Source organism: Microcystis sp. M090S1 (genome assembly GCF_020246295.1).
Classification (GTDB): domain Bacteria; phylum Cyanobacteriota; class Cyanobacteriia; order Cyanobacteriales; family Microcystaceae; genus Microcystis; species Microcystis aeruginosa.
In genome coordinates this window covers 1-10,919 of sequence record NZ_JADBTF010000513.1, presented here as the reverse complement: position 1 = coordinate 10,919, position 10,919 = coordinate 1, and the positions used below count along the sequence as shown (strand labels likewise).

Below are 10,919 nucleotides of genomic sequence, written 5' to 3'. Positions count from 1 at the left end.
AACCAGTGCCAGGTATTGAAGTAGGAAAAAGCCTATAGCGGTGTGCAGTCGTATGAGGTACAGTGTCACGAGCTATAAACCATGCTAGGCAAAGCTTGGTCTGTATCTCACTCAAGCGCTTACCGCTATATGTTTTCGTTCTAGAAATCTCCAAAACTAAGCTTGACAAATTGCCTGAAGTTGTTATATCTTACAGGTTACGAGTCTCTGCGCGAGAGAAGAAAAAACGAGAATCGACCAAAGACCCCCTGTTCCCTTCTCAGATCCACACGCTACGGCTAGGAACATCTCTGCGGGAAAGTGCGTTAGCTAATTCGTACCAACTCCATTTTCCTTTTCCTTTTTCAACTAATTGGAGAAGCACCAATTCAAGTTGGGTTAACTGTACGGTATCTTTCATGATTAATCCTCTATACTTGGGTGAAATAAAACGCCAAATCCTTCTTTTAAACCATAATCTTCAAGGGTTGCTGTGTGAGCATTATTCCACAACTTGTAAGCCAGATCTGGATCGGGTGGCTGTCCAGTGGGATAGCCTAGTTTTTTATTTCTTGATAGGATAATTTAAGAATTTTACCTCCCGCTTTAGATGGTTCAAATAGCCTGCCGCTAATAGCTCCTTTCTCTTGCATTATAGATTAATTCATCAGTCCTTTATTTTGATTTTTTAATTTTAGTAACAGCTATTTTTTATGAGAACAACCTTCCCCAAAATCATTTTTCAAGATTTTTGATCCTGTCGAGAGCCTTACGATACTCTTCCATATTGCCTTGCTGCGAGTAAAGTTGTGCTGCTTGATTGTAGTCAGCGATCGCACCTTGGTAGTCTCCTAAGTTTTTCTTGGCAACCCCGCGATTGTTGTAGGCAAGAGCATAGTCAGGTTTGATTTTAATGGCTTGATTGTAGTCAGCGATCGCACCTTGCTTGTCTCCTAAGTCAGACTTGGCCGACCCGCGATTGTTGTAGGCAAGAGCATAGTCAGGTTTGATATTAATGGCTTGATTGTAGTCTGCGATCGCACCTTGCTTGTCTCCTAAGTTGTTCTTGGCAACCCCGCGATTGTTGTAGGCAAGAGCATAGTCAGGTTTGATATTAATGGCTTGATTGTAGTCAGCGATCGCACCTTGGTAGTCTCCTAAGTCATCCTTGGCAATCCCGCGATTGTTGTAGGCAAGAGCATAGTCAGGTTTGATATTAATGGCTTGATTGTAGTCAGCGATCGCACCTTGGTAGTCTCCTAAGTTTTTCTTGGCAACCCCGCGATTGTTGTAGGCAAGAGCATAGTCGGGTTTGATATTAATGGCTTGATTGTAGTCTGCGATCGCACCTTGCTTGTCTCCTAAGTTATACTTGGCTAACCCGCGATTGTTGTAGGCATAAGCATAGTCAGGTTTGATTTTAATGGCTTGATTGTAGTCAGCGATCGCACCTTGGTAGTCTCCTGATTCACCTTTGTTATAGGCACTGTTAAACCACTCCTCGGCAGTCAATTGTACGGTTTTGGGGTGTAACTCTGGCTTAACTTGGGTAATGCCCCACTGTAGCCGATAAAAAGCCGTAGCATCATCAATCTGCTCAAACTTAACCCAATTAAGTTCTTGTAGGAATAGTAAATCACTAGGAATATTATTAACCCCTGGTAACAAAACAGGAATAACAGGAATTTTTTGATTAACAAATTTAGTAATAAGCGATCGCAGTTCCATGACCTGCCACATTCCTAATCCCTTAGTACCAATAATAATAGCTGCCGATTTAATCAGGGGAATAGCTTTTTGAATTTCATCCTGAAATGATATCCCTGGTGGGATTTGTTCCTCATCTAGCCAAGGTTTTAACCCTCGTTCCCTCAGTTTTTTAGCGATCACCCTTACTTGCGGTTTATCCACACTATTATGAGCCAGGAAAACATCAAACTGCTGAGACATTTAAAGAACCTCCTCCCCTAATTTTCAACCCCAGCAATCTCTGCTAGAGCCAGTGCATACCGACTTAAATCCCGCCTGAGAGCCTCTAACTCCCTTCGCAATTCAGATTCTTCTGTCCATTGCTGCTCGTATTCCTTCGGACTGACATCAGCAGGGCGCTTGGCCTCCCAAACCTGCAAGCGAGGATGCCACTTGGCTAGAAAACGGCGCAACCCCCGATTCAGGACAGCGATCGCAATACCGCCCACTGAATTGCGAGAAGCCCCCACATCGGGACCAGCTTCCTTGAGAATCTCGCGGGTTGTCCCAAATAAACTATACAGCGAGTTCAAATCCTCACGCAGCAGCCCTTCTTCCCCCTCCAGTGGCTCTACAGCAATGCGCGTCACCAATTCCACATAAAGTGACCATGCAGCCCTTCTCTCAGTCGGATCTGCCTCCCATTCGGCTGAACCAATACCAAAAGGAAGACTGACAGACACTTTCTTCAATACAGCCGGATCGCCCTTCATCTGTTTCCCCTCGCCTCAGCCTCTAATGTTGCCATTCTCCTTTCCAATTATATGACGGGATTTAGCTTATTACTCCCAATATTGGGCTGGGTGGAGAGTGGCGATTGTCCTGAAAAAAACGGCTCCGACTAGATGCAGAAATCGTTAGAATAATCAAAGAATGACTTCTCCTGAACGATAGTCATTTCCGAAACACAACAGGCTCTTTTCTTCTCTCTGTCTCTAGTTAAATTTGTCACCACTGGGCAAAAATTAGCCAAAATGAGCCAAATAACCTCTCGAAAAGTTCCTCTGGGAAGTTCGATTTTTCCTCATCAACATCGCCTTTCTGCTGAAGAAATAGCGAAAATTGAGGCTGAGGATAAAGCTTTAGCTCGGCGTTGTCGAGAGATTTTTGACCGCGTTTATCCACAATTAGCAGGGGAATATTATGACTGGTTTATTGTCATTGAGCCTGAGAGTGGGGACTATCGCTGGAGCAAATTCTTGATGAAGATTTTCTGCCTTTTTAAATATGATTGTTCCAAACTTACCGTACAAAATCAAAAAAAGAAGACAATTATTGCCGACCAATAAAAAACAATTTTGAGGCAGAATGATAAAGTAGCTCATGTTATCAGAGCGATCGCCGCTTGGGATCAAGGTTCTGGTCGGTAATGCGTTATCCTCAGAAAAGGGAAACTCAACTTTACTAGGCATGAGCAGATGCCCCTTGGTCATCCTGAATCATCTGCCCCAGGATGTTTGCTGCTGCTGTTGCGTCGTAGGGCCACCAAATTGGGTACTCTGATGCGGAGAAGATGAATTGTAGTTCAGCGTCTGGGATTTGTGTGGCTAGGAGTTTGAAGAGTGATAATTTGTCTGACTGGCCCAGATTATTGACCAGAGGAATTAACTCAGCGAGTGACATGGCTTAAACTTCTAGAGGTGCGAGAATAAATTCTCAATAAAATCTTAATTGGGGGTATTATCTGGAAAAATTCGTCTAGTATATAGTCAGAGAGAGTTTTAAATAGTTTAGAAACATTCTTTGGTATGTAAAACCTATGGAAGTTAGAGAGATTAAAATTCGTGTTGACGCGGAATCGGCCGAAATTTATGAATCAGCTATATTTGCTGATCGCCAAAAGCTTGATGCTCTTCTTAGTTTGAGGTTGAAAGAATTTGCTAGAAAACGCCGCCCACTAGAGGCTATTATGAGTGATATCAGTCGGAAAGCACAAGCTAGAGGCTTAACTCCCGAAATTTTGAGTAATTTGCTAAGTGAGTAAAGTGCGATACGTTTTTGATACCAACGTAATCATTAGCTCTTTGCTGTTTGAGGGCAGTAATCCTGACTTGGCAATTAGGTATGCACTCCAAAACGGCAACATTTTGTTCTCATTAGAACTAATAGAAGAAATTGACGAAGTTCTCAGTCGTGCAAAGTTTAGAAAATATATCACAGATCAAGAAAGGGAAGAATTTTTAGACAGCTTTATAGATAGGGGAATATTGATTGAGGTGGTAGATGTTGTCAACGAGTGCCGTGATGCCAAGGATGACAAGATTTTAGAGTTATCGCTTAGTGGTAAAGCTGATTTGATTATCAGTGGAGATAAAGATCTGTTGGTTCTTAATCCTTTTCGCTCAATACAAATACAATCTGTTGATCAGTTTCTAAAAAGTGTTGGTCACTATCCACCAAACAAAAAGGAGTGAAAATAATCACTCCTACTGATAATCAGAAGAAAAAATGGCTTAAACCTAGAGAGCGTTGGCTCCCGCTACTACTTCTAGCAATTCTTGGGTAATAGCGGCTTGACGCGCCTTGTTGTAGGTACGGCTTAAAGTCCCGATTAACTCGCTGGCGTTCTCGCTGGCGTTACTCATTGCCGTCATCCGGGCTGCTAATTCACTCGCTGCCGATTCCTGGAGAGCGCGCAGTAATTGGTTATTTAAGTACAAAGGTAGGAGAGAATCGAGGATTTGGACGGGATTCTGCTCAAAAATCATGTCTTGGGGAAAAACCTGCGCTGGTTGGCTGGCCATTTTTTCCCGTTGTACCTTAAATTTTCCTTCTTTAGTCACCAAACGGAAAATCTCGTCATCCTGTACCGCTAAACCTTGGGTAGTTAAAGGTAACAGGGTTTGAATCACCGGAGTGGCACTGATCAGGGAGATAAAACGAGTATAAATTAACTCGACGCGATCGACTGTTTCCGATAAAAATAAGGAAAGCAATTCATCCCCAATCGTGCCAGCTTCATCGGCAGTGGGAATCTGTTCGAGGTTAATAAATTTGGCGGCAATGGGAGCATTCCGGCGCTCGAAATACTGTGCCGCTTTCCGGCCGGCAACCACTAATTGATACTTAATCCCTTGCTCTTTTAATTCATTCATCCGTTGTTCGGCACGACGGATGACGTTAGTATTATAACCGCCACAAAGACCTCGATCGCCTGTGACTATTAACAGAGCCACGGTTTTTACTTCCCGTTGGGCCAGTAGGGGTAAATTAACATCACTAAAGGCTAAACGACCTTGGAGATTATAAAGTACCTGAGCGAGGGCATCGGCAAAAGGACGGGTACAGAGAACTTGTTCTTGGGCGCGGCGCACTTTTGCGGCCGCCACCAGACGCATGGCCTCGGTAATTTTTTTGGTATTTTTGACCGATTGAATTTGGTCGCGAATCGCTTTGAGATTAGGCATAATTCAGTTATCAGTTATCAGTTATCAGTTATCGGTTATCAGTCAAGAGTCGGGGTTTAGGAGGGAATGGAGAGGTGGGGAAACAGGGAAATGGGGAGATAGGAAAATTTCAACTCATACCCCAAAACCCCAAAACCTCAACACCCCATCCCCCAAAACCTAACCCCCATTACCAACATTCATTTACTGATTACCGAGATTATTTAAAAGCCTGTTTGTACTCGTTGATGCCATCTTTGAGCAGGCCTTCCGCTTCGTCGTTGAGTTGTTTTTCAGTGCTGACGATCTCAACGTAGCGAGGTTTGCTGGTTTTCAGGTATTCCCGTAAACCGGTGCAGAAATCGATAACTTTATCGGTGGCGATATCGTCGAGATAACCGTTTAAACCGGCATAAACCACCGCCACCTGTTCCCAAACGGCGAGGGGGAAGTTTTGGGGCTGTTTGAGGATTTGACGCAGACGTTGACCGCGAGCCAGTTGTGCTTGGGTGGCCGCATCAAGGTCAGAAGCGAATTGAGCAAAAGCTTCTAATTCGTCAAACTGGGCTAATTCGAGTTTTAATTTACCGGCAACTTTCTTCATCGCTTTCGTTTGGGCCGCCGAACCCACGCGGGATACGGAAATACCAGCGTTAATAGCGGGACGGAAACCAGCGTTAAAGAGGTCGGTGGAGAGGAAGATCTGACCGTCAGTAATCGAAATTACATTGGTGGGAATGTAGGCAGAAACGTCACCGGCTTGGGTTTCGATAATCGGCAGGGCGGTCATGCTGCCACCACCGAGGGCATCGCTGAGTTTAGCGGCGCGCTCTAGTAAACGGGAGTGGAGATAGAAAACGTCGCCGGGGTAAGCTTCCCGACCGGGAGGACGACGCATGAGCAGGGATAGCTGACGATAAGCTTGAGCCTGTTTGGTGAGGTCATCGTAGATAACTAGGGTCGCTTTGCCTTTATACATGAAGTATTCGGCGATCGAAGCTCCGGTGTAGGGGGCGATATACTGGAGGGTGGCGGGGTCGTTAGCGTTAGCGGCCACCACCACGGTGTAATCCATGGCGCCTCTTTGGGTGAGGGTGTCGATTACTTGGGCGACGGTGGAGGCTTTTTGACCGATGGCGACATAGACACAGATCACGTCTTCGCTTTTCTGGTTAATGATCGTGTCAATGGCGATCGCTGTTTTACCAGTTTTTCTGTCACCGATAATTAACTCCCGTTGACCACGACCGACGGGAATCATGGCGTCGATAGCGGTAATGCCGGTTTGCATCGGTTCACAGACGGATTTGCGAGCGACAATACCGGGGGCGGGGGATTCCACCAGACGGGTTTCGCTGGTGATGATGTCCCCTTTACCGTCGATGGGACGACCGAGAGCATCAACCACGCGGCCGACTAAGGCTTCACCCACGGGAACCTGAGCGATTTTACCGGTAGCTTTCACCGTACCGCCTTCTTTAATCCCGAAACCGTCACCCATTAACACTGCACCGACGTTATCTTCTTCGAGGTTAAGGGCGATGCCGACGGTTCCATCTTCAAATTCTAATAGTTCTCCCGACATGGCTTGTTGTAGGCCGTAGATGCGGGCAGTACCGTCACCCACTTGCAGGACGGTTCCCACGTTGGAGACCTGTACTTCTTGGTTATAGGATTCGATCTGTTGACGAATAATCGTGCTAATTTCGTCGGGTCTGATAGCTACCATAGTTTAATCTGGGAAAAAGTAAAAAATTAGAAGGTGAAAAAACGGCAAAAAAGGGAGATTAGATGACCTTAGCGCAGGGAGAGGCTGAGGCGTTGTAGTTGACCGCGAATGCTGGCATCAAAGACCTGAGAACCGACTTTGATCACCACACCACCGATCAGGCTGGTATCAACTTTGGTTTTCAGTTCGACCACATTCGCCCCGGTCAGGGTTTTCACTTTGTCGATGACGATTTGTTTTTGGCTATCGTTCAATTCGGTGGCCGAGGAAACTTCCGCTAAAACGGTGTTAGTCAGCACTCTAGCCAGGGTGAGATATTGTTGACAAACGGGTTCTAAAAATTGAATCCGACGTTTATCGACTAATAACATCATGAAGTTAGTTAAATAGGGATTGGCACTGGTTCCCATTACTTGGGAAAGAACGGCTTTTTTAGCTTCTTCTTTGATGACGGGATTGCCGATAAAAGCTCTTAGATCGGGAGCATTTTCCAACAATTCTAAGAGGGATTTAATTTCGCCGCCGATCGCTTCTAATTGTCCGCTGCTTTGGGCGACGGAAAGTAATGCTTGGGCGTAGGGTTCGGCGATTTCTGAACTGATTAAACTTCCCTGCATCTATTTACCTCCTAGGTTGGCCAAACTGCGATCAATTAGGGTTTGTTGTACCGATTCTTCCAGGCCGGTGCTTAACTGGGATTCCACGTTAGCTAAGGCTAAAGCGGTAATTCTTTGGCGTAATTCTACTAAAACGCGATCCTGTTCCGCCGAGAGATCTTTAGCGGCACTTTCGCGCATTCTTTGAATATCGAGTTCGGCTTGGGCGGCGATGTCGGCGGTGACAGCTTTAGCTCTAGATCGAGAGTTATCGATAATTTTTTCCGCCTCTTGTTTTGCCAGGGCGAGTTTTTTCTGTTCTTCGGCGAGGGCGGTAGCGGCAATATTTTTCCGGTTTTCAGCTTCGGCTAAAGCTTCCGCAATCTTCGACTGACGTTCCCCGAGGATTTGTCCGAGAACTTTGCGGCCGTAGAAGATGATTAAACCGAGCAGAATCGAGAGGTTAAATAGGTTAGTTCCTAATATATCGGTGTTGATGCCGAATCCCTCTGCTGCCGCTTCCTTCGCCTCCGTGGCTAATAATAAAACTGTGTCGATGATCATGATTATTGAGGGCGGGGAGTAGGTTATTCAGTTATCAGTTATCAGTTATCAGAGGTAAGTTATCAGTCTTCTAACTCCTGACGACTGACTTCTATCTTTTCACTGATCACTGTTATTAACCAATGGCTGGGGTTTAGCGAACGAGTTCGGGGCCGAGGAGTTTTTCGAGAATTTGACGGGAAAGAGAGGCCACTTGTCCTTCTAGAGAACGAAAGGCTTCTTCTTTCTGTTGGGCAATTTCGGTGGCGACGGCTTCTTTACGAGCGATCGCTTCTTTTTGGGCGGCGGCAACTCTTTCGCTGGCTAGTTTTTGGGCCTCGGCTTGCGCTTGGGCGATAATCTCTTGGGATTGTTTACGAGCCGAACTTAATTGCAATTCGTACTCTTGTATCAGTGCTTCGGTTTTGGCTAGTTGTTCTTTGGCTCCGCTTTCTGTTTGCCGAATATACTCCGCCCGTTCATCTAAAACTTTACTGAGGGGTTTATAAAAAACGGCGTTCAGGATCACTGCCAAAAGGATAAATTGTAGTGCCATCACTGGCAGGGTGGCATCGAAATCAAACATTGATTTATTCCTGATAAATAGAAGCTATAGGCAGGTTCAAAAAAGGAAGACGATCCCCCTGCTTTAACAATGAACATTCAGGGGGGATCAGCAAAATTCCCTTAACTAGCTATCAGCCTTCCGTCCCAAAAACCAGACTTTTTAGTTGGCTACTTTGGCGTTTTTTTAGAGTTTTGAAAACTCTGCCGCCAAGCTGCGGACTGGGGGCTGATAGCCCACTGCTTTTTTAATTAGGCGAAGGGGTTAGCGAACAGTAAAACGAGAGCGATAACCAAGCCGTAGATGGTTAAGGATTCCATGAATGCCAAGCTGAGGAGAAGGGTACCACGAATTCTTCCTTCAGCTTCGGGTTGACGGGCGATACCGGAAACAGCTTCTCCAGAAGCGGTACCTTGACCAACGCCGGGGCCGATAGCGGCTAAACCAACGGCGAGGGCGGCGGCGATAACGGAAGCGGCAGCTACTGTGGGGTTCATGGTGATTTTTTCCTCTATTTACTAATCAATTTCAATCTGTTGTTTACAGAGCGCGTTCTCAGCCGTAAAAAATGGCTGGTTTTCTGCTCAAAACTCCCGAAAGAGTTTTTGGGAAAGAACGATCTGGGAATTCAGTTGCTCATCCTGAATTCGACCAATAATTTCTTAGTTATTATCCTATTATTTGGACACTTTTCCCTAAGAAATTTTTCTTTTTTCGTCCTTCGCTTTTAAGCGTGTTCTTCTTCGTGTTCCGATTCCAGGGCCTCATGGATATAGGCCCCGGCAAGGGTGGCGAAGACAAGGGCCTGAATAGCGCTGGTAAATAAACCGAGAGCCATCAGGGGTAGGGGTACGACTAGGGGGACAAGGAAGACTAATACGGCCACTACCAACTCGTCCGCGAGGATGTTTCCGAAAAGACGGAAGCTGAGGGAGAGGGGTTTGGTAAAGTCTTCTAAAATTTTGATCGGTAATAGCACGGGAATCGGCTCTAGGTAGTGAGCAAAGTAACCGAGTCCTTTTTTACTGATGCCCGCGTAGAAGTAAGCGAGGGAAGTCAGTAGGGCTAACGCCACCGTGGTATTGATGTCGTTAGTGGGGGCGGCTAATTCTCCTTCGGGCAGTTCGATTAACTTCCAAGGAATCAAGGCCCCTAACCAGTTAGAAACGAAAATAAATAAAAATAGGGTGCCGATGAAGGGCAACCAGGGTCGATATTCCTTTTCTCCTAGCTGGTTTTTGGCTAAATCGCGCAGAAATTCCAGAACGTACTCCATGAGGTTTTGAATACCGCTAGGAACTTTCTGTATCTTGCGGGTAGCGGCGATCGAGGCGATGATTAAGATAGCGAAGACGATCCAGGAGACCGCGATCACTTGCCCGTGAATTTTTAGTCCGCCGATGTGCCAGTACCAGTGTTGTCCCACTTCCAGGGAAGCGAGGCTATAAAAATTAAGCACACTTAAACTGTCTAACATTTTCACCTTGGAGAGATTCGGGTTCGCAAATCAGGGTTATTTTAACGGTCAAAGGGTTTAGGAATCGGCTTTCTGCTCCAACTTGAAGATGGTTTGCAGAGTATAGACGATGATCGCCCCTTTATAGGTCAAAAAACCCAAAAAAACTGGCACTATGTGCAGTTCTTGCCAACGACTAGCGATGATGATTAATCCAGCGAATAGGGCTAATCCTTTTTTGCCCACCCGATTTTTCGTTACCCCCAATTTTTCCACTTCCCCGGCCAGGAGTTTTAGGTAAACAACTCCCACCATTGCCCCTAATAGGTAATTAAGGGCGGTATTGAGGGAATAAAACCACCACACGGGAATAAAGATCAGACCGCTTAAGATCAGGGTGGTGATCAATAAAGTGTTTTGTAGTTGATAGTATTCCCGCATCGGATCTGACGGCGGGTTGGTTTCTGGGGTTGGGGGAGATTCGATCGATGGATCAGACAAGGTACACCTAAATCAGCGATAGACTAATCTCAATATCTAGATTGCTTTCCGAGCTATGACGCTCAGGTGAGCCACAAGACATATTATCACGGCAGTGGCAACAATTATTAAGCAATTGTAAATGGCCATGATTCCCCCCGCTCTCAGCCGTCATCAGCTTTTTTCTCCCCCCTCCCCTGCTCCCTTCTCCCCACTTCCCCAACTCCGGCACTCCCTCTTGCCTGTTCCCTAAAACCAGAGACTTCGTACCTCACTATTAAGATAACTGCTCAGCTTAGTGGGACTTAAACGCTCAACAAGAGTATAATAGAGTATAATCGTTATAGAATAAGCACTTTACGTTGAAAAATCGGCGATGAAAGAGACAACCCCAGCCGCGATGCCCCCATGCTTTGACCGATGGTGTCGGCGGTTT

At 45.9% G+C, this 10,919-nt stretch carries 14 protein-coding genes; 3 read left to right on the top strand and 11 right to left on the bottom strand.

The window, feature by feature from the left end:
• Positions 1 to 259: 259 nt before the first annotated feature.
• The 3 genes from IM477_RS22720 to IM477_RS22710 form a co-directional block, all read right to left on the bottom strand.
• Entirely contained in the window at positions 260 to 400 is a 141-nt protein-coding gene (locus IM477_RS22720; RefSeq protein WP_164502940.1) for a hypothetical protein, read from the bottom strand.
• Between the two features lie 314 nt (positions 401 to 714).
• Positions 715 to 1,929 carry a toll/interleukin-1 receptor domain-containing protein gene (locus tag IM477_RS22715; RefSeq protein WP_287733567.1) on the bottom strand — a complete coding sequence of 405 codons (1,215 nt, stop codon included), beginning with the start codon at positions 1,927 to 1,929 and terminating at the stop codon, positions 715 to 717.
• 17 nt (positions 1,930 to 1,946) lie between these two features.
• Positions 1,947 to 2,441: a hypothetical protein gene (locus IM477_RS22710; protein WP_287733566.1), complete on the bottom strand. Its 495-nt coding sequence runs from the start codon at positions 2,439 to 2,441 to the stop codon at positions 1,947 to 1,949.
• A 261-nt stretch (positions 2,442 to 2,702) separates the two neighbouring features.
• Between IM477_RS22710 and IM477_RS22705 the strand changes: the two genes are divergently transcribed.
• The 3 genes from IM477_RS22705 (at position 2,703) to IM477_RS22695 (ending at position 4,142) form a co-directional block, all read left to right on the top strand.
• Positions 2,703 to 3,017 (top strand): hypothetical protein, encoded by a 315-nt coding sequence (locus tag IM477_RS22705; RefSeq protein ID WP_002755562.1) that lies wholly within the window; start codon positions 2,703 to 2,705, stop codon positions 3,015 to 3,017.
• A gap of 470 nt (positions 3,018 to 3,487) precedes the next feature.
• Entirely contained in the window at positions 3,488 to 3,712 is a 225-nt protein-coding gene (locus IM477_RS22700) for a hypothetical protein (RefSeq protein ID WP_110579143.1), read from the top strand.
• Positions 3,705 to 4,142, top strand: coding sequence for a putative toxin-antitoxin system toxin component, PIN family (locus IM477_RS22695; RefSeq protein ID WP_287733565.1), 438 nt, complete (start codon positions 3,705 to 3,707; stop codon positions 4,140 to 4,142). Before IM477_RS22700 ends, IM477_RS22695 begins: the two co-directional genes overlap by 8 nt.
• Positions 4,143 to 4,187: 45 nt before the next feature.
• Here IM477_RS22695 and IM477_RS22690 read toward each other — a convergent pair whose 3' ends face one another.
• The 8 genes from IM477_RS22690 to IM477_RS22655 form a co-directional block, all read right to left on the bottom strand.
• Positions 4,188 to 5,135, bottom strand: coding sequence for a F0F1 ATP synthase subunit gamma (locus IM477_RS22690; RefSeq protein WP_190357086.1), 948 nt, complete (start codon positions 5,133 to 5,135; stop codon positions 4,188 to 4,190).
• A 199-nt stretch (positions 5,136 to 5,334) separates the two neighbouring features.
• Complete coding sequence (atpA, locus tag IM477_RS22685) at positions 5,335 to 6,843, bottom strand: F0F1 ATP synthase subunit alpha (RefSeq protein ID WP_287733564.1); 1,509 nt, start codon at positions 6,841 to 6,843, stop codon at positions 5,335 to 5,337.
• 68 nt (positions 6,844 to 6,911) lie between these two features.
• Positions 6,912 to 7,460 (bottom strand): ATP synthase F1 subunit delta, encoded by a 549-nt coding sequence (atpH, locus tag IM477_RS22680; protein WP_002795847.1) that lies wholly within the window; start codon positions 7,458 to 7,460, stop codon positions 6,912 to 6,914.
• A complete protein-coding gene (locus tag IM477_RS22675; RefSeq protein WP_061432323.1) occupies positions 7,461 to 8,003 on the bottom strand; it encodes a F0F1 ATP synthase subunit B in 543 nt (180 codons plus the stop codon). It abuts the gene before it with no gap.
• 133 nt (positions 8,004 to 8,136) lie between these two features.
• Positions 8,137 to 8,568 carry a F0F1 ATP synthase subunit B' gene (locus IM477_RS22670; protein WP_287733563.1) on the bottom strand — a complete coding sequence of 144 codons (432 nt, stop codon included), beginning with the start codon at positions 8,566 to 8,568 and terminating at the stop codon, positions 8,137 to 8,139.
• 230 nt (positions 8,569 to 8,798) lie between these two features.
• Positions 8,799 to 9,044, bottom strand: a complete 246-nt coding sequence (gene atpE / locus IM477_RS22665) for an ATP synthase F0 subunit C (RefSeq protein WP_002740068.1) — start codon at positions 9,042 to 9,044, stop codon at positions 8,799 to 8,801.
• A gap of 230 nt (positions 9,045 to 9,274) precedes the next feature.
• Positions 9,275 to 10,024, bottom strand: coding sequence for a F0F1 ATP synthase subunit A (gene atpB, locus IM477_RS22660; RefSeq protein ID WP_002739857.1), 750 nt, complete (start codon positions 10,022 to 10,024; stop codon positions 9,275 to 9,277).
• A 57-nt stretch (positions 10,025 to 10,081) separates the two neighbouring features.
• Positions 10,082 to 10,444 (bottom strand): ATP synthase subunit I, encoded by a 363-nt coding sequence (locus IM477_RS22655; RefSeq protein WP_149988376.1) that lies wholly within the window; start codon positions 10,442 to 10,444, stop codon positions 10,082 to 10,084.
• Positions 10,445 to 10,919 lie beyond the last annotated feature (475 nt).